Genomic DNA, 19334 nt, shown 5'->3' on the forward strand with positions numbered 1-19334 from the left:
AAACTGATCATGCTTAACATAAATGAGCCAATCTGGCAGTTTAACCAGATCAGCTCATCTTCTTAAATAACGAGTATTACAAACGAATTCGTGACCCATCATCGAGCAATCGATAAGCAATGATATAAAACACCACACAAAAGGCAAAGATAGCCGCCATTGAATAAAACACATTGACATCAGAGTAGCCTAAAATGCCATAACGGAACGAATTCACCATATAGACAATGGGGTTCAGTAGCGATACGTTTTGCCAAAATGTTGACAAGTCTTCCATCGAGTAAAACACACCACCGAGGAAGGTCAAAGGCGTTAACACAAAACTTGGAATGATTGAGATGTCATCGAATGAGCGCGCAAAAACCGCATTGATAAAGCCGCCAAGCGAAAACAGAATCGACGTGCCCAGTACCGTAAAAACTGTCACAAACAAATGCTCAATACCAAGATCGGTAAAAAACAGCGCTACTATCGAAACGATTAGTGCAATGACCAGACCACGAAAGATACCGCCACTGACATAACCCGCTAATATGGCATGTTTGGAGACAGGGGATACCAGCAGCTCCTCAATACTAGAGGTAAACTTGGCACTAAAGAAGCTCGATACCACGTTAGAGTAACTGTTGGTAATCACCGCCATCATGATGAGACCAGGCACGATAAACTGCATATAAGGCACTCCGCCCATCTCGCCCACTCTATCACCTATCATTCGGCCAAAGATGACAAAATAGAGCGTCATCGTAATAACTGGCGGCAATAATGTCTGCGGCCAAATTCGCAGAATACGGCGAATCTCTTTCAGCAAAATCGTTTGAAAAGCAATCCATCTTTTAGACCATGACATGGTTTCGTTTGGGTCTGCTTGTATTTTCTGACTCATAACCCTGACTCCTTCATACTGTCTTCATTTTGAATATTTTGGTCTACCAGACGCATAAACAGCTCTTCTAAACGATTGGACTTATTGCGCATACTAGCAATCGCGATACCTTGATCTGATAACTGTGTGAAAACAGTGTTCAGTGACTCACCTTCTGTTAGTGTCACCTCCAGCGTCATATCATCTGGCTGTGCAACCTCTGTCACTCCGACTAGCTGTACTGAACGCTCAAGTGGCTTACTGACATCAAGCACAAAAGTCTCGACAGACAACTGTGCAAGCAAGTCTTTCATTTCAGTATTAATACGTATCTCACCATGATCTAAAATAGCAATGCGCTTACAAAGCTGCTCCGCCTCTTCTAAATAGTGCGTCGTCAGAATGATCGTGGTATTTTCTTCAATATTAATTTGCTGCATGAAATCCCACATAGAACGGCGCAGCTCAATGTCGACGCCAGCGGTCGGCTCATCTAGAATCAATAGCTTCGGCTTATGAATCAGTGCACGCGCAATCATCAAACGCCGCTTCATACCACCTGACAACTCTCGCGACATGTTATTACGCTTATCCCACAGCCCCAACGCTTTTAATAAGCGCTCAGCACGCGGTTTAGACTCTTTCGCAGAAATCCCAAAATAGCCTGCTTGAGTAATCAAGATATCCTCAACTTTTTCAAACTGGTTAAAGTTGAACTCTTGTGGCACAACGCCAAGATACTGCTTAGCAATCGAAGGATTATCTAATAGGTCAGTACCAAATATATGCACACTACCAGTCGTCGGCTTAAATAGTGAGCTAATAATACCAATCATTGTCGATTTACCAGCACCATTTGGCCCCAACAAGGCAAAAAACCCACCTTGAGGGACGATTAAGTCAACTCCCTTGAGTGCGGTAAAACCATTGTCATAAGTTTTGGATAAGTTTTTGACAACCAGCGCTGGTACCTCTGACATGAAGACCTCTTTATTTGTTGTAGATTTATGTGAACAGCAATGTTTAGAATAAATACAAAAGATGATGTAATTTCATAAAATGAGGCTGCTAATGATGAATTTCAACTGCATCCTATTAGAAGTATCATATTGATAATACTCATCATCAAAAAAAACGCCTACCTCAATAAATGAAATAGGCGTCTTATCATGCTACATAATAAACGATAGGCTAACTGATGGCGCTATAAAGTGAGAAACTCAAATATAGATTTCTCTCACTATGTCAGTTAGCTTGCTTCGCTGATCATATAATCCACAGCGTTTTGGACTTCTTCGTCAGGGATGTCAGCACCACCCTTCGCAGGCATCGCATTGAAACCATTGATTGAGTGATCATAAAGAGTATCAGTACCCTTAGCGATACGAGGTCCCCATGCACCAGCATCTCCGAATACTGGAGCGCCAAGTAGGCCGGCACCGTGGCAAGTCTGACAGACAGCATTGTAGACAGTAGCGCCATCGCGTGGACCACCATCAGCTGAGACACTCGCAGCGCGTGTGGCTACGTCACAAGTCTCGCCTTCAATACATACACGGCCAACAGGCTGAATACGGGCGATTAGATTTGGATATAATGCGATTAGCTTCTGTACTTGCGGGGTATCTTGTGGCACAGGCACTTCTTCAGTAGCAGCGGCTTGCACAGTCTCAGTTTCTTCTGCATCAGCAGACGCTTCTTCAGTGGCATCAGCATCATCTGTGGTCTCAGCAGCAACTTCTGTCTCGTCAGCGAGCGCTTCAGCAGGTGCGTCTTCAACGACTTCTTGCGCCTCAACGACTTCAGTGGTGGCTACAGGTGTGTCTGCGGCATCTTCAGCTTGGCTCACCGCGATACTAGCGATTCCTAGAATGGCAGCTGCCGTTAACATAACTACTTTTCTCATTCGTCACGTTCTCTTATTACATATACAAATGGCTGACACAAATTAGCCATGCCGTCTATCCTCCTTTGAAAACCTATGGTTATCAATAGTAAACGTCACTTAACTTGTGAGCACATCTGTAATCGGTGATTATAAATGTATATTCTCCCTGACATTATAAGGGAAAAGACAGGTAGATTGCCATGCCTGTTTGCTGACTATCTTGTTTTTTCTTAAAAAATACGATGAGTTCGCTTTGAACATTGGCTTTTTGATGTTTATTTGTTAGACTAAGCGGTCTCAATTTTGACACGTTGAACTGCTGCTGACACTTGCTTCAATATAGCTCCTGCCTAAAGGTGTTTACCAAAAATAGCAGCTAACTCAATTTATGCGCTCGTAGCTCAGTTGGATAGAGTATCGGTTTCCGAAACCGAGGGTCGTGGGTTCGATCCCCGCCGAGCGCACCAATCATTGTACTTCTCTGCTTATGTATCTCTCTGTTTAATAGTCTACTTTCTGTCTAAATCTTTCCCGCGCCAACCTTCCTGCTCTCATACCTTTTATTCAAGTGCTATAATTTGTCTCTTTAGCGCTCTTTTTTCGTCTCTCTGCTTTTTCTATACTGCCAAATATTGTCCTACTGCCAAATATCGTCTTTTTGATACTGTCAATTATCTTTTTTCATCTTCGTGGATGTTCAGTTTCTGACTATCTCACCTATTGTCGTGCTTAAGTAACAGAACCATCGTCAATTATTTTATGAAAACAGTTGCTTAACAATACAGAAGGAAATACTATACGCTGTAGTAACCTTTAGTCTGATATAAAGACCGTTTATCTAAAAACCTGCGATAATACTTGCATTATTTATCCCTTTATTTATGTATTACCCCTTTTATCTATGATGTTGGCATAGTAATTGCTACTACTTAAGTAAATAAAGACACAAAGCGGCAACAAATTTATTTTAGCCATGTCATGTACTTATAGGGAACTTAAGTCTGACAGTCTGTAAAACTTTTACTATACATCATATATAACAGGGGAAAACCATGAACGTCTTCTATATCACCGCATTGACAATTGCATTCACTTTTTGGGCTTTCATGACCGTTTGGCTGTTCAAGGTAAAAAGATAAACCATTTTGAGCACTTTTAATAACACAAAGCGTCTAAGCTTCGTTAAATTAAACTCGTTAATTTTTGCGCTTAATACTCATTCGCAGTTTATGAAAAATTATTTAAAAAGTTCTTTTTAAAAGATAATTTCATAATAGCTCATATGCTGCCAATGAGGCCAAAGCCATACGTTTATTAACCTTCCCAGTCCTAAACAGTCATGTGACAAGTCCAAGATCAGGAGAGGTAATGAGTATCTTTTATATGGCTGCATTGGCAGTTGCATCTATGTTTTGGACTGTCGTCATTATTTGGCTCATAATAAGACGCTAAAAGACCTTAAGCTAAGATACTTCTCAACATCATAGAATAGCCCTCGGCCCACTCTACGCTTTACTCAAACCCTTTCTGATATTACTCCCTTTATTCCGCAAATTGCAGGCTTGCGGCCAGCTGCGCACGATTGGGTACCCGATGATAGTTGATAATAGGCACTTCCCCCAAACGTCGCTGCCCTACTGCAACACTTTTATCAATGGTAATCATCGCAATCTTCTTATCCAGTTTTGCAATGAGTAAATGATTTGCCCTACGAGTGACACTGTAACTAGGGAAGTGCCGCTTGAGTAGGGCTGCTGTCTTTTGCAAAGCATCATTAGGTAGCGATTTTGCACTTGTTGATTTGTAATTATTATGTGCGCTACTTTCTTTTTTGCCGCGAAGATGTGCCACAATCCACAGTATCGCGACTACTGCCAACAATATGACAAGCCACCAAATTCCGTCTATCATAGGAAGAGATTTCCATTATTAGCAAGGGTTATGTCATGTTAGCAGAATTGTCACCAAAGTTAATAGCCGAAGTGCAGCTTGCGGCTGAATTACTGGCTACTCAATCACGTATTTGTATCTTGACTGGTGCCGGTATATCAGCTGAAAGCGGTATTCCTACTTTTCGCGACAAACAGACTGGTCTCTGGCAGCAGTATCGCGCTGAAGATTTGGCCACACCGACTGCCTTCGAGCGTGACCCAAAGCTGGTCTGGTCATGGTATCAGTGGCGTAGACAGCTAGTGCATGAGAAAAAACCCAACCCAGCCCACCTCGCTCTAGCCGAGTGGCAACAAGCCGCGGATAAAAACAAGCAGAACGTCACTTTAGTCACGCAAAACGTCGATGACTTACATGAACAGGCTGGTAGTCGCGTTACGCACCTGCATGGTCACCTGTGGCGCAACCGCTGTCATGACTGTGGTACGGCTTTCGAGAATGAAACAAAAGCTGCAGACAGTAGCAAAGCCGCTCTCAACTTCGATGATGAATTAATAAACTGTCAGCACTGTAGTGGTTATATCAGACCTGATATTGTTTGGTTTGGTGAGTCTTTGCCCGAGCAAGCATGGCAGACAGCAGAAGATGCCGCCGCCAACTGTGAGGTGTTTATCAGTATAGGCACATCAAGCTTGGTCTATCCTGCTGCAGGTCTAGCACATTTGGCAAAACAAAATGGTGCAAAACTTATCGAGATAAACCCTGATCCAACACCTAACACCATCGTTGATATTACATTAGCTGCAAACGCTGGAGTGGTCATGCCATTATTAATGCAGCAAATCACTGCGCTATCGTCTCAAGCGCAAGATCAACTTTAGCTAGGTACGCTTCTTTTAGGTCATCGTCTATAAATGATGATCTAAAAGAGTTTTTAACCAAAGTGATGATGTCGTCTTCCGATAAGGGTAGGTTTTCATATAAATTAATAAAGTTCTGATTGATATAGCCTTTGAAATAAGCAGGGTCATCTGAATGAACACTGATATTTAAGCCGAAGTCCAAAAGCTCTTTTATATTATGCTCACTATAGGTATCAAAAACCTTAAGCTCAATATTTGAGTTGGGGCAGACGGTGAGTGGTATTTGCTCTTCTTTTAGTCTTTGCATAAGCGCTGCGCTATGGATAGATTGCACTCCATGATCTATTCTATTGATATCCAATAAATCTAGCGCTTCATAAATATACGAAAAGTCCGCCTCTTCACCTGCATGAGCCACCAATTTAAAGCCTTCATCTTTTGCTTTTTTGAATACTTCTGTGAATTTGGATGGCGGGTTGCCCAGCTCTGAAGAATCAAGGCCGACGCCCATGATATCTTCCTTAAATGCCAAAGCTTGTTCTAACGTCTCAAAAGCATCCTGTTGTGATAAATGTCTCAAAAAGCACATGATGATACAAGAGGTGATGCCGTATTGCTCTTTGGCATCAACCAAAGCCTCTTTTATTCCTGTTATCACTGTTTCAAAAGCAATACCTCTTGCAGTATGCGTCTGTGGATCAAAGAATATTTCCGTATGAATGACGTTGTCTTCCACGCACTTCAGAACGTACTCCCACGTCAAATCATAAAAGTCATCTTTGGTGATGAGCACATTGGCACCAGCATAATAGATGTCTAAAAAGGTCTGTAGATTGGTAAAGTTATAGGCGTTACGTACGTCTTCGATGTCTTTGTAGGGAATCTCTATATTGTTTTTCTTAGCCAACCTGAACATAAGCTCAGGTTCTAATGAGCCTTCGATATGTAAGTGCAGCTCAGCTTTTGGTAGTTTTTTTATCAAATCAATCATCATATTCCCGTTAATATATGTGTCATCTAAAACAGCTTCTAAAAATCGTTTTAGAAGCTGTTTTAAAGGTTACTTTAAAAGCTAAAGTAAAGAACTACTTTAAAAATACCACCGTATCCGACAGCTCATTGCCTGCTGGATCATGCTCTAGGTGATAATACTGACGTAGCAACTGCCCTACTTCATCGAGCAATTCACTTAAGCTTTCTTCCATTTTTTGATTGGCGATACCTGCCACTACTTTTTCGCACATCGCTTGCCAGACAGTGGGACTCACATGAGCGCTGATGCCACGATCGGCGACAATCTCTAACTTATGCTCACAGATGTTGACGTAGACTAAGACGCCAGTATTTTCTTCGGTATCCCATACGCGGTACTCGCTAAACAAGTCAACGGCGCGCTCACGGCAGTCGATGTGATAAGCAGCTTGAATGGGCAGCTGGTTTTCTATAATCAAAAATACCTCGCCGCGATGGCCGCGCTCTGCCTCTGTTACTTTTGCCGTGAGGCGTGCCTTAGCCTCTGATGTTAGCCATTTGCTGTGCAGCATAGGAACAAACAAGACTTGACGCCACCAACGAGCAAGGCTTGCCTGTGATGTGGGTGCGTTGTTTTGTGCCATGATATTATATCCTCAAGTGCGCTATTGCTGACTGTCATCTGATAGGTATTGAACCATTTTTATTGGTTATATTTTTAGTGCTGAGCACTCTTTAGTTCTGAGCCATCAACCATCATTGATTTGGCTGTCATCAGTGGATAGGTTACCACGAACCGCCTGCACCACCACCACCAAAACCGCCACCGCCGCCGCCAAAGCCGCCACTACCAAAACCGCCACCACTACTACCCCCGCCCATACCCGGCAGGAATACCATTCCACCTCCACCGCCGCGTCCACCACGACCGCCGCCACCTGAGCCGCGAGAGATCAAGAACATCCAGATAAATATGGCCATAATGAGGGTCATAAAGAAGCCACCCCCCAAGGCTAAGGAACCTGCAAAAAACCCACCTGCCGTTATGATAGAGCCAAAGACCCGTCCAAAGATATTGGTGATAAAGCTACCAAATATCATCGCCATAATAAACAAGAAAACAGGGGTTGGCAGCTCATCAGACCCTTGTTGAGCACTACGTTCGGCTGCTAAGGCGTCGGACTGAGCTAACACCTCAGGGTCTGCTAGCAAACGCTCCTCAATGCGGTTAATCCCTCGTATTAAGCCACCCGCATAATCGTCCTGCTTAAAGTTAGGGGTGATATCTTCATCAATAATACGATTAACCGCAGCGTCAGGTAGCACGCCCTCTAACCCATATCCCGTTAGTATGTACATATCACGATCTTCTTTAGCAACTAATATCAGCAAGCCATCATCGGTATCTTTATTACCAAGTCCTTCTTTTTCAGCTATCTGTAAAGCATAGTCAAATATAGGAACACGATTAGTGCTGTCTACAATAACCAGCGCTATATTTGCTAAACCTTGATAATATATATTTTGTAATTGTGCTTCTAGACGCTGCTTCTCTTGCGGATTTAAAGCGCCAGCTTGATCGTCTACTAACGTAACATTAGATCTAATAGGTACTGTATTTATATTAGGCGCTTGAGTAGCAGCGCTACTATTCACAGCACTATTATTAATAGAATCAGCATTTGCCGCATTAGGATTAAGCGCCTCATTCCCTAATATCGCCTCATTAATAGCTTCGTTACCGAGTACCGCGTCATTGATGGCTTCATTAGACTCACCCGCTTTAGCGATAGCGACTAATTCTTCAACGCTACGGTTTTGCATGCTCGATGCGCTACTGTCAGTCGCGACAGCAATATCATCCGCAGCGGTATTGTTATGATTTTCTGCAAAACTTATTGGCGCATATAAGGTACCCCACGCTAAGAGTATTGCAGTTAGGCATGGTTTAAAGTTTTGCATATTGGTCTCTACCACCTAATATTTTACTTAAAATTATAATGTAGTTTTCTATCTATCTATTTTAGTTACTGATGTTGACGCATCTTCCAAACCAATGCATCAATACCAGCTGATAAACCAGTCACATAATTCGCCTTGCGAAAATGTGGCGTAATGTCTTTATCAATAATCTGAGCAACAGTCTCGTTTGTGAGGGTCTCTTCAATATCAAGGCCAGTCAGGATATACATCTGTCTATCATCCAAAGCCAAAAGAATCACCAAACCATTATTATTATCAGGACTGCCTAGCGCCCAACTCTTTGCCACCGTCATCGCATAATCGAAGATTGGCATATCCTCTGTGGTTGCTACAAGGACAACTCCCATTTGTAGCAACCCTTCTTTATCAACCTCTTTGAGCTTTTCATTTAAAAACTCAATTTCAGCATTGCTCAGCGTTGCAGTGAAGTCATTAACAGGGCTTTTAAGCTGCTCTCCTAACGTTTCTGGCGCAATATAACGTGATTCAGACTGTTCATCTATTAAAGATACTGGAATATAAGGCTCTGCTGTTAAAGCCTGAGCCTTGCTAGTTTTATTTTCAGTATTTTGAATCGAGTCAGCGGCACTGTTGCAACCACTTACAGCTAAATGAGCCATTAAAAAAGTGGTTAGAACAATACCTTTCCCAAGCTTAATCCATGTATTATATGACTTCATTAAGACCTACTCACCAAAATCAACCGTTGGGGCAGTCGATATCGCTTCTTCATTATCTACATTGAAGTTTGGCTTGGTATCCATACCGAATACTTTTGCCGTGATATTGGTTGGGAATTGACGTACGGTGGTGTTGTAACCCTGTACTTCTTGGATATAACGATTACGTGCAACGGTAATGCGGTTTTCAGTGCCTTCTAGCTGCGCCTGCAAATCTTGGAACAAAGCATCAGACTTTAGCTCAGGGTAACGCTCAGAGACTGCCATCAAGCGTGATAACGCGCCGCCCATCTGCGCTTGTGCTTCTGCATAACGCTCCATCGCTTGTGGGTCATTGAGCACTTCTGGCGTTATGTTGATGCTACCTGCACGCGAGCGCGCTTCAGCCACTTGAGTGAATACTTCTTGTTCTTGATCCGCATACTGCTGCACAACTTTTACCAAGTTTGGTACCAAGTCCGAACGACGCTGATATTGGTTGACCACTTCTGACCAAGCTGCGGTTACTTGCTCGTCTTGCGCCTGTAAATTGTTATAGCCACAACCTGTCAAGCCGACTGTTGATGTTGCTAATACTGCTGATAGTAGCATGGGTTTTAAAATAGATTTACGCGTCATATGTGTTTCTCCTAATAAAAATAAATATCTCTAGGTAGTAAAAAATAATGAACTACTTATCCATATAGTGAGTCCTAAATAAAAAGAGTACAGCTTTTACAGCGTGCTACTGGTATAAATTTTCTCTGCTTGCTCTGCGACTTCGTCACTGTTCGATGCTGCATAAAATTCATCCCAGTAGCACTGTATTTATTTTATAGTGGATCGACTATACAAGGTTTTATATTTGCAATAGCATTTACCTCTAACCATGCTGCTAATAATGGCGTTATCGTAGTGGCTTTACAATTCACCGTTACCAAAACACAACCACTGAGCCAATTATAAGGCTCAAAAAGACTCATTTGACTTCGCTTGCTAATACCTTCATATCTTATCATCGTTAGTGATACTTTCTTGCATCGCAACCCTTGGTCGCCATTTTACACCATCTCATCGAAGAGCTGACTATGATTAGCTTTAGTCGAAAAACAGCCTATAACCACACATCCGTTTACTAACTTAAAAATAAATAAACTAAACACTCTATAATCATAAAAATCTCTAGTAATTGCTATGAAATTATGGCAAATTGCAGTTACGTAGCCGTATGGTTTGCATACAATTAGTAGTGGACTTATCTTTTAGTTAGTATAGTCCCCTTATAGATTGGCAAACTTCCTTCTTAGTTTATAACTCTCTAACGTGTAGGATGCTATAAGCTTCAAGGATTTTCGCTCAATCAGCACAACCAAAGCAGCTAATTTTAGTTTGAATGCTATCAGTATATTGATTGGTATTTAATTATAATAACCACCTGTTTTATCCGCTGGGCTATTTATTATTTACCTATTCTGATTGCGACATGTCATCATACCGTAATGACCAGAAAGGCAAAAGGAATTGCGACCGCAGCTAGATCTACATGAACGCTGGTAGCGTTGATGATCAGCCAAGCGGATAAACATAGACAACTACAATCTATCCTAAGTGCTTAAAATGATGTTGTTAGAGTGGATTGACTATATCGGTTTAGAAACCTGTCAATACTGAATATCAGCACTTTGAGATAGTTTGAGGAATAACAATATGGAAGGTTTAGTCAATTTAGCAAACTCAATTATCTGGAGTCCGGCACTGATCTATCTGTGCTTGGGTGCAGGTCTGTTTTATTCTATTATGACGCGCTTTGTACAAGTGCGCCTGTTCAAAGAGATGCTTAGACTGCTATTTAGAGGTAAGCCTGATAACGATGGTATCTCATCATTTCAGGCACTTGCCGTTTCATTAGCAGGACGTGTGGGAATGGGTAACATCGCAGGTGTCGCAGCTGCTATCGGTTTCGGTGGCCCAGGTGCGGTATTTTGGATGTGGGTTGTGGCATTCTTAGGTGCCTCTACCGCTTACGTCGAGTCCACACTCGGTCAGATTTATAAAGAGCGCGATGTCATCACTGGCGAATATCGCGGTGGCCCTGCTTATTATTTTGAGCGGGCACTTGGTCAAAAGTGGTATGGCATTTTATTTGCTATTGCTTCTATTATTGCGTGTGGTGTGTTCTTACCAGGCGTACAAGCAAACGGTGTGATAAACGCGGTCGCTCAGGTCGCTGGTGAAGGTTCAGTCATCAACTTAGCAGGCATGGACGTTGGTTCAACTCGTCTTTTCGCATTGGTCATTATCTTAGCTGTTTTAGGCTTTATCATTTTTGGTGGTATTAAGCGTATTGCAACCTTTACTGAATATGCTGTACCGTTTATGGCGTTGGGTTACATTTTACTTGCGCTACTCATCATGTTTACCAACTTCAGCATGATCCCACAAGTATTCGGTATGATCATCGGTGATGCCTTTACTGCACAAGCAGGCTTCGGTGCTGCAATCGGTTGGGGTGTCAAACGTGGTATTTACTCCAACGAAGCTGGTCAAGGTACAGGCCCTCACGCTGCTGCGGCAGCTGCTGTTGATCATCCAGCACAGCAAGGCTTGGTTCAGGCGTTCTCTGTCTATGTCGATACGCTTTTAGTTTGTTCTGCTACTGCCTTTATGATCTTATCTACAGGTATGTACAACATTCAGGGCACTCTGGCTGATGGTCAATTCATCGTCCAAAATGTAGCCGCTGATATCGAGATTAACTCACCATCATTCACCCAAATGGCGATGGAATCTGTATACGGTAATTTTGGTGATACCTTTATTGCTGTAGCCGTATTCTTCTTTGCCTTTACGACCATCTTAGCGTACTACTATATCGCTGAAGTGAATATCTCCTACCTCACCCGCTCTATGGGTAAGGGCGCGTCTAAAGTTGGTCTGTTTGTCGTAAAATTAGTCATCATGTTTATGGTTGCTTATGGTGCGCTTAATAGTTCAGGCTACATCTGGGGACTTGGCGATGTTGGCGTTGGCTTGATGGCATGGCTCAACATTGTTGGTATTATCATTATCTTCTTTGTAGCACGCCCAGCCATTGATATTTTACGTGACTATGAAGCACAGCTCAAAGCTGGTGGCGGTACGAGTTATAATAGATTCACGTTTGATCCTAAGAAGTTCGGCATCAAAAATGCCACTTATTGGGAAGAGCGTCATCTACAAGAGCAAGAAATGCTAAAGCGCGAAGCGCTAGATAAAGAGCCTAGAGTGTAATAGCACTTTGTTAAAAGCTCTGTATTACTAGCCTTCAGACAATAGTACTGAAATAAAATCAAGAAAAGCCCGTGACATCTATCACGGGCTTTTTTGTGGTTTGCTATTTTTGCTTAGCTTCTAGTGTATGTCTAACTCCTATAACTTATGCATAAATCCCATCACCATATAGTTGTCTAGTTGTCTGTTAATAGCTCCCACACACAAATAAGCCCAGCGCTTAGGGCTGGGCTTATGAATTATATACGTTAAATTAGTAGCACGTATTTACTCTGGTAGCGCTTATTTACTCTGGTAGTAGGACAGCATCGATAACATGAACCACACCATTTGTCGCCATAATATCTGTGGCTGCGATGTTCGCAGTGCCACCGTTGGCAGCAGTAATGACATTGGCATCACTGATCATAAAGGCTTTACCGTTAACGGTCGTGATGTCAGTACCATAAGGAATATCTGCTGCTTTTACCACTGCATCAGGAACAACATGATACGTCAGTACGCTGGTGAGTAATTCTTTATCTGCTAAGAGCTCGTCTTGCGTGATACCTAGAGTCTCCAATAACTTAGCAAAAGCGTCATTGGTCGGAGCAAAGACCGTGAATTGACCATCAGAGGCCAGTGTCTGGTCAAGATCAGCAGCCTGCAAAGCTGCTACTAAGGTAGATAAGTCTTCATTGCCAGCCGCAAGCTCAGTGATATTTTGGTTAGCGACCACTTCAGCATTTGCCATATCAGTATCCGCCGTAGGCTCAGCGTCAACCATAGGTTCTGCATCGACCATAGGCTCTGTCATCACTTCGGTCGTGGCTTCAGGCTCGACTGGCTCAGTCACTGTCTCGGTGTCATTACAAGCTGCTAATGAGACTGCTGCTGTAACAACGGCGATAGATAATAAATTCTTCTTTAACATAGGTATTTCCTTATATCGACTTGAACTAGCTGTGACTAAAAAGTATTTAAGATCACAGCCAGATGTGGGTTTTCAATCTGTTGGCTGTTAAGCTTTATTTTGGTAATAGCACTTTATCAATCACGTGTACCACGCCATTTGTCGCGGCAAGATCGGTTTTGACAATGTTAGCAGTACGGCCATTTTCATCCATCAATGTACCTTGCGGAGTGACAGTCAATGTATCTTCGCTTAGCATCATGACATTGCCCGCCTGCACATTTTTAGCATATACTGGCATCTCGGCGCTGATCACGTGGTAGCCTAATATTTTGGTTAATAGCGGCTTGTTGGCAAACAGCTGCTCTTTACTCAAGTTAGTCTCTTGTAATACTTGTGCAAAGGCGGCGTTGGTTGGTGCAAAAATAGTGAAATTTGCATTAGGGTCAGAGAGAGCACCAGCGATACCTGCTGCTTGCACAGCTTCGACCAATAGCGAAAAGTCTGCATTACTCTGAGCAATCTGTACCACGTTCATCTCAGCGACAGGTTTACTCGTAGTTGATGCTACTTGAGCTGGTGCTGATTGAGTGGCAGTCGTGGCTTTGATCGATGCATCTTTGTTTGGCATCATGTTATTACAAGCGCTTAAGCCAGCGATTGAAACTGCCAATGTGCCAAGGGTTGCAAGTTTGGTAAACTTCATATTCATATCCTTGATAATGAAAGGTATATTGCTTTTAAGTAAGCAATTAAATGAGCTAATAAGTTTTTCGTCAGAACCCCTATGCATTTTTGAAAAACTAGGCTTCTTTAATCAGGTTTCTTTAATTAGGTTTCTTTATAAGACTATTAAAAAAGCAGCAATTAAAAAATGACTCTCAACCACTGCCTGTGATAATTGATTGACTACCAATAGCTAGCCATTTGTAAACAATACTTATAAAAGAACAAATCTAGTAAAATCAAGTTAGCATATAAAAAAACTTTAACTATTTGCTTTTACGCGCTTTTTGTCACCAACTTGTAAGTTTTGTCAGTTTTATAAGTACAGTATCGTTTTTTAGAAACTTAATATAATTTCATTTATAATCAGCGAGTTAACGATAAAATCCAAACCTAGCATAAGCATATCTAACGCAAGGTCGAGTATTGTGATAATAGAGTAGTGACAGAATACGTCACGCAAACAGTAGATTGATGTCTTGTTTGGTTATTGCCAAGCATGGATAGCGACATCACTCAGAGAGACGCAGTTTTCATGCTAGAATATTGCAGATTTGTGCCTCTATGTTTTTATCATTTTTATAACTTTTAGTATGGCTTTTAACGTTTTTCCTTTCATTCAATATTGATAATATAAGCAGTGTTCCCATGACGCAAAAGACGACTTCTCCAACCTCTCCTCAAGCTGTCGATGGCTTTGTCCTAACACCACCTGCAGTATTTCCTTATAAAGAACAGCAACTAAGCGCACGCGCCCGAATCGTTGAGCAAATGCAAAAGCGCATCCTGATGCTTGATGGCGCGATGGGTACGCATATTCAGAACTATAAGCTAGAAGAAGCGGACTATCGCGGCGAGCGCTTTGCTGATATTAGCCAAGACGTGCGCGGTAATAACGATTTGCTTGTGCTAACACAGCTGCACATGATTAAAGAGATTCACAGTGACCACCTAACGGCTGGTGCAGATATCATCGAGACCAATACCTTTAATGGCACGCGCCTATCGATGTCTGACTACGATATGGAATATCTGGTGCCAGAGCTGAACAAGACTGCGGCCAAGATTGCCCGCGAAGCTGCTGATGAATTTACTGCTAAGACCCCTGACAAGCCACGCTTCGTCGCTGGAGTCGTTGGCCCAACGTCTCGTACTTGCTCGCTATCCCCTGATGTCAATGACCCTGCCTTTCGTAACATTACTTTTGATGAGCTGGTGCTGAACTATCGTGAAGCGACGCTGGCGCTGATAGAAGGCGGTGTCGATATCATCTTGATTGAGACCATATTTGATACGCTTAATGCTAAAGCAGCGATATTTGCCATCACTGGCGTATTCGATGATATCGGCTTTGAATTACCGATTATGATTTCGGGTACAATTACCGATGCCTCAGGCCGCACACTATCTGGTCAAACAGCTGAAGCGTTTTATAACTCGATTCGCCATGCCAAGCCGTTATCTGTTGGTTTCAACTGCGCGCTCGGTGCTGATGCGCTGCGCCCGCATATCCAAACGCTGTCTAATATCGCCAATATGTATGTCTCCGCGCATCCAAATGCGGGTCTGCCGAATGAGTTTGGTGAATACGATGAAACTGCCGAAGAAACCACTGCCCTGCTTGAAGGCTTTGCCAAAGCGGGTATCTTAAACATCGTCGGCGGCTGCTGCGGTACGACGCCTGAGCATATCCGCCAAATAGCCAACATGGTGGCAAACTACCCACCGCGCGAGATTCCTGAAATAGCACCTGCTTGTCGTCTGTCTGGGCTTGAGCCATTTAACATCACGTCTGACAGCCTATTCGTCAACGTCGGTGAGCGTACCAACGTCACTGGCTCTAAAAAATTCTTACGTTTGATTAAAACCGAAGCCTATACCGAAGCACTCGATGTCGCCCGTGATCAGGTTGAGGGCGGCGCACAAATCGTCGATATCAACATGGATGAGGGCATGCTCGACTCCAAGCAAGCGATGATTCATTTCGTCAACTTGGTCTCTGGTGAGCCTGATATTAGCCGTGTACCCTTGATGCTAGACTCATCTAAATGGGACATCATCGAAGAAGGCCTGAAGCGTACGCAAGGTAAATGTGTCGTCAACTCTATCTCCTTAAAAGAAGGCTACGATGAGTTCGTCGAACATGCCAAGCTCTGTATGCGCTACGGTGCCGCAGTCATTGTTATGGCCTTTGATGAAGACGGACAAGCAGACACCTTTGAACGCAAAATCCAGATCTGTCAGCGCAGCTATGACGTACTGGTCAACGAAGTTGGCTTCCCGTCTGAGGATATCATCTTTGACCCCAACGTCTTTGCGGTCGCCACAGGTATCACTGAACACAATAACTACGGCGCTGACTTTATCAATGCCACTAAGTGGATTACGGATAACTTGCCTAATGCGATGGTATCAGGCGGCGTATCTAACGTCTCGTTTAGCTTCCGTGGTAACCCCATCCGTGAAGCCATTAACTCTGTATTCCTTTACCATGCGATTCAAAACGGTCTGACGATGGGTATCGTCAACCCTGCCATGCTGGAGATATATGACGACATCCCGAAGGAAGCACGCGATGCGATCGAAGATGTGATGCTCAATCGCAACCAAGGCGAGACGGGGCAAGACGCTACCGAACGCCTAATGACCGTCGCTGAGAGCTTCCAAGGAGATGGGAAAAAAAAAGACAGCACTGTCGATATGAGCTGGCGCGAAGGCACGGTGGAAGAGCGCATCGCTCATGCACTCGTCAAAGGTATCACTACCTTTATCGAAGCCGATACCAAAGAGGCATGGGAGAAATACCCGAAACCGCTAGAAGTCATCGAAGGGCCGCTGATGGACGGCATGAACATCGTCGGTGATTTATTTGGCGCGGGTAAAATGTTCTTACCGCAAGTAGTGAAGTCTGCACGTGTGATGAAGCAATCGGTGGCCTGGCTAAACCCGTACATCGAAGCGGAAAAAGTCGAGGGTGAGGTCAAAGGTAAAATCCTCATGGCGACCGTCAAAGGTGACGTCCATGACATCGGTAAAAACATCGTCGGTGTGGTACTCGGCTGTAATGGCTATGACATCGTCGACTTGGGCGTGATGGTACCGTGTGAAAAAATCCTCGATACTGCTATTGCTGAAAAAGTCGATATCATCGGCTTATCTGGTCTGATTACCCCGAGTCTCGATGAGATGGTCTATGTCGCCAAGCAAATGCAAGAGCGCGGCATGAACCTGCCATTGATGATCGGCGGAGCAACGACCTCTAAAGCCCATACGGCTGTCAAAGTAGAACCACAATATCAAAACAGTGGCGTTATCTATGTAGCGGATGCCTCACGTTCGGTCGGCGTGGTGACTAAGCTGCTCTCTAAAGAACACCGTCAAGGCTTGATTGATGAGACCCGCGAAGAGTACATAACAGTCCGTGAGCGTCTCGCCAAACGCCAACCAAAAGCGGCAAAGCTGTCTTATGCCGAATCTATCAAGCTTGGCTTTGATTATGACTGGGAAAATTATGTACCGCCTGTACCTAACACCCTAGGCCAAGTGATATTTGACGATTATCCCATCACCAACCTACTGCCATACATCGACTGGACACCGTTCTTTATCTCTTGGGGTCTGGCAGGTAAATATCCGAAAATCTTGCAAGATGATGTGGTCGGTGAAGCGGCACGAGACTTGTTTGAAAATGCAGAAGACATGCTGCAAAAAATGATCGATGAAAAGTTAATCGTTGCCAAGGGTGTGTTTAAACTGATGCCAGCCAAACGCACTGGCGCAGATACGGTCACTGTCTATGATAACAGTCCAGCTGATGACGGCAAACCGACTTATCAGTTTGAGCATTTGCGTCAACAAAGCGACAAAGCCAGTGGCAAGCCGAACTTTAGCTTGGCGGATTTTATCTCGCCATCGGACACCCATACTGATTATCTTGGCGGCTTTACCGTCTCTATAGCGGGTACCGAAGCGCTCGCTGAAGACTATAAAGCGGCTGGTGATGATTATAACGCCATTATGGTACAGGCTTTGTCTGACCGCTTAGCCGAAGCCTTTGCCGAGCACTTGCATGAGCTGATTCGTAAAGACTATTGGGGCTATCAAGCTGATGAGACCCTCACCAACGAAGACCTCATCAAAGAAAAATATGTCGGTATCCGCCCTGCACCGGGCTACCCTGCCTGTCCTGAGCATACGGAAAAAGGCAAACTGTTTGACTGGCTCGGTACGGTTGAGGCTATCGGTACTAGATTGACTGAAAGCTATGCGATGTGGCCTGCGTCGTCCGTTAGCGGCTTCTATTACTCGCACCCTGATAGTGAATACTTCAACGTCGGTAAAATCAGTACGGATCAGTTAGAGAGCTATGCTGAGCGTAAAGGTTGGGATATGAAGACTGCTGAGAAGTGGTTAAATCCGAATTTGTAGACCGCTACAAAATCTCTATTGGCAGACTTTATTTGTCGCAGGTATTGCACAGCATTAGACAATGAAGTCTGCTAATATAATCCTATATCCTTAAATAGAGATAAGGGGTAAGCAGATGCAAAAAATTACGTTAACGCTCGATGAAGAGGTTCAAGCCATTATTTATGAGATGGCGCAGGCTGAAAACTTACCACCCAGTCTTTGGTTAAGCCAATTCGTTGAGCGTCAGGTTAAACAGCATCAAGACTGGTCGCCAGAAGTCAAAGCACTGGCTGGCAGCTGGACGGACTTTCCGAGTTTGGATGAGATTCGGGGTGCTCAAGGGGATGATGCCGAGCGTGAGCCTTTATGAGCTATGTTTTAGATACCAATACGCTGATTTACTTTTTCAAAGGTGCGGGGCAAGTTGCCTCGCATCTTTATGCCTGTGACCCGTATGAGATTATTATTCCTACTATTGTTCTCTACGAGCTAAACGTCGGAATCCAAAAATCTACTCATCCTGCTAAACGTCTGGCTCAATTATCTACCCTATTAGAGCAAGTTCAAATCTTATCGTTTGGTCGCAGAGAGGCAGAAGTGGCAGCACAGATTCGAGCAACACTTGAGCGTCAGGGCAAACCTATCGGTCCTTATGACATTCAAATTGCAGGTTGTGCGCTTGCTAACAATGCCACTTTAGTAACGCATAATACAAAAGAGTTTGAACGTGTAGAGGGTTTACAAATTGTTGACTGGTTTTAGTTTTATTACTCGCATCCGGATAGCGAATACTTCAACGTCGGTAAAATCGACCGCGACCAGTTGGAGGATTATGCTGCCTGTAAGGATTTGAATATCAAAATAGATAAGAATTGATTGAATCTGAATATATAGATTTAATGCTGTTTATACAAAA

General features: G+C 43.5%; 16 protein-coding genes, 1 tRNA gene and 1 pseudogene. 7 read left to right on the forward strand and 11 right to left on the reverse strand.

Features of this window, described 5'->3' with window-relative positions; translation table 11 throughout:
• Nucleotides 1–76 precede the first annotated feature (76 nt).
• The 3 genes from JMX03_RS11470 to JMX03_RS11480 all read right to left on the reverse strand — a co-directional run bounded on the left by JMX03_RS11470 (nucleotide 77) and on the right by JMX03_RS11480 (nucleotide 2771).
• A complete protein-coding gene (locus tag JMX03_RS11470) occupies nucleotides 77–850 on the reverse strand; it encodes an ABC transporter permease (protein WP_201577055.1) in 774 nt (257 codons plus the stop codon).
• A 32-nt stretch (nucleotides 851–882) separates the two neighbouring features.
• The gene (locus JMX03_RS11475; protein ID WP_201596842.1) at nucleotides 883–1845 is read right to left on the reverse strand and encodes an ABC transporter ATP-binding protein; all 963 of its coding nucleotides are present in this window, start codon (nucleotides 1843–1845) and stop codon (nucleotides 883–885) included.
• Between the two features lie 269 nt (nucleotides 1846–2114).
• Nucleotides 2115–2771 (reverse strand): c-type cytochrome, encoded by a 657-nt coding sequence (locus tag JMX03_RS11480; protein ID WP_201596843.1) that lies wholly within the window; start codon nucleotides 2769–2771, stop codon nucleotides 2115–2117.
• A gap of 372 nt (nucleotides 2772–3143) precedes the next feature.
• On the opposite strand from JMX03_RS11480, the gene JMX03_RS11485 reads away from it, so the two are divergent.
• Nucleotides 3144–3220: transfer RNA gene (locus JMX03_RS11485), tRNA-Arg, on the forward strand.
• Between the two features lie 1075 nt (nucleotides 3221–4295).
• Here JMX03_RS11485 and JMX03_RS11490 read toward each other — a convergent pair.
• Nucleotides 4296–4664, reverse strand: a complete 369-nt coding sequence (locus tag JMX03_RS11490) for a hypothetical protein (protein ID WP_201596844.1) — start codon at nucleotides 4662–4664, stop codon at nucleotides 4296–4298.
• A 35-nt stretch (nucleotides 4665–4699) separates the two neighbouring features.
• Here JMX03_RS11490 and JMX03_RS11495 point away from each other — a divergent pair, with 35 nt between their 5' ends.
• Complete coding sequence (locus tag JMX03_RS11495; RefSeq protein ID WP_201596845.1) at nucleotides 4700–5524, forward strand: SIR2 family NAD-dependent protein deacylase; 825 nt, start codon at nucleotides 4700–4702, stop codon at nucleotides 5522–5524.
• Here JMX03_RS11495 and JMX03_RS11500 read toward each other — a convergent pair.
• From JMX03_RS11500 to JMX03_RS11520, 5 genes are all read right to left on the reverse strand, one after another.
• On the reverse strand, nucleotides 5487–6497 hold the full coding sequence (locus JMX03_RS11500) for an adenosine deaminase (RefSeq protein ID WP_201596846.1): 1011 nt from the start codon (nucleotides 6495–6497) through the stop codon (nucleotides 5487–5489). The genes JMX03_RS11495 and JMX03_RS11500 overlap by 38 nt on opposite strands.
• A gap of 94 nt (nucleotides 6498–6591) precedes the next feature.
• Nucleotides 6592–7122 carry a TPM domain-containing protein gene (locus JMX03_RS11505; RefSeq protein WP_201596847.1) on the reverse strand — a complete coding sequence of 177 codons (531 nt, stop codon included), beginning with the start codon at nucleotides 7120–7122 and terminating at the stop codon, nucleotides 6592–6594.
• Nucleotides 7123–7264: 142 nt separating this feature from the next.
• Nucleotides 7265–8440, reverse strand: coding sequence for a TPM domain-containing protein (locus JMX03_RS11510; protein WP_201596848.1), 1176 nt, complete (start codon nucleotides 8438–8440; stop codon nucleotides 7265–7267).
• Between the two features lie 65 nt (nucleotides 8441–8505).
• Nucleotides 8506–9141 (reverse strand): TPM domain-containing protein, encoded by a 636-nt coding sequence (locus JMX03_RS11515; protein ID WP_201596849.1) that lies wholly within the window; start codon nucleotides 9139–9141, stop codon nucleotides 8506–8508.
• A 6-nt stretch (nucleotides 9142–9147) separates the two neighbouring features.
• On the reverse strand, nucleotides 9148–9759 hold the full coding sequence (locus JMX03_RS11520) for a LemA family protein (RefSeq protein ID WP_201573990.1): 612 nt from the start codon (nucleotides 9757–9759) through the stop codon (nucleotides 9148–9150).
• A 1068-nt stretch (nucleotides 9760–10827) separates the two neighbouring features.
• Here JMX03_RS11520 and JMX03_RS11525 point away from each other — a divergent pair.
• A complete protein-coding gene (locus JMX03_RS11525) occupies nucleotides 10828–12390 on the forward strand; it encodes an alanine/glycine:cation symporter family protein (RefSeq protein WP_201573989.1) in 1563 nt (520 codons plus the stop codon).
• A gap of 286 nt (nucleotides 12391–12676) precedes the next feature.
• Here the strand turns inward: JMX03_RS11525 and JMX03_RS11530 are convergent, their stop codons facing one another.
• Together JMX03_RS11530 and JMX03_RS11535 are read right to left on the reverse strand one after the other, a co-directional pair.
• Nucleotides 12677–13303: a fasciclin domain-containing protein gene (locus JMX03_RS11530; RefSeq protein WP_201596851.1), complete on the reverse strand. Its 627-nt coding sequence runs from the start codon at nucleotides 13301–13303 to the stop codon at nucleotides 12677–12679.
• A gap of 94 nt (nucleotides 13304–13397) precedes the next feature.
• Complete coding sequence (locus tag JMX03_RS11535; RefSeq protein ID WP_201596853.1) at nucleotides 13398–13988, reverse strand: fasciclin domain-containing protein; 591 nt, start codon at nucleotides 13986–13988, stop codon at nucleotides 13398–13400.
• Between the two features lie 668 nt (nucleotides 13989–14656).
• Between JMX03_RS11535 and metH the strand changes: the two genes are divergently transcribed.
• The 4 genes and pseudogenes from metH to JMX03_RS15375 form a co-directional block, all read left to right on the forward strand.
• Nucleotides 14657–18436 (forward strand): methionine synthase, encoded by a 3780-nt coding sequence (gene metH, locus JMX03_RS11540; RefSeq protein ID WP_201596855.1) that lies wholly within the window; start codon nucleotides 14657–14659, stop codon nucleotides 18434–18436.
• A gap of 115 nt (nucleotides 18437–18551) precedes the next feature.
• On the forward strand, nucleotides 18552–18788 hold the full coding sequence (locus JMX03_RS11545; RefSeq protein ID WP_201573985.1) for a hypothetical protein: 237 nt from the start codon (nucleotides 18552–18554) through the stop codon (nucleotides 18786–18788).
• Nucleotides 18785–19180 (forward strand): type II toxin-antitoxin system VapC family toxin, encoded by a 396-nt coding sequence (locus JMX03_RS11550; protein WP_201596857.1) that lies wholly within the window; start codon nucleotides 18785–18787, stop codon nucleotides 19178–19180. Before JMX03_RS11545 ends, JMX03_RS11550 begins: the two co-directional genes overlap by 4 nt.
• Nucleotides 19181–19294 (forward strand): annotated as a pseudogene (locus tag JMX03_RS15375) (vitamin B12 dependent-methionine synthase activation domain-containing protein); the annotation flags it as partial.
• Nucleotides 19295–19334: the final 40 nt, after the last annotated feature.

It is taken from the genome of Psychrobacter fulvigenes, assembly GCF_904846155.1.
Classification (GTDB): domain Bacteria; phylum Pseudomonadota; class Gammaproteobacteria; order Pseudomonadales; family Moraxellaceae; genus Psychrobacter; species Psychrobacter fulvigenes.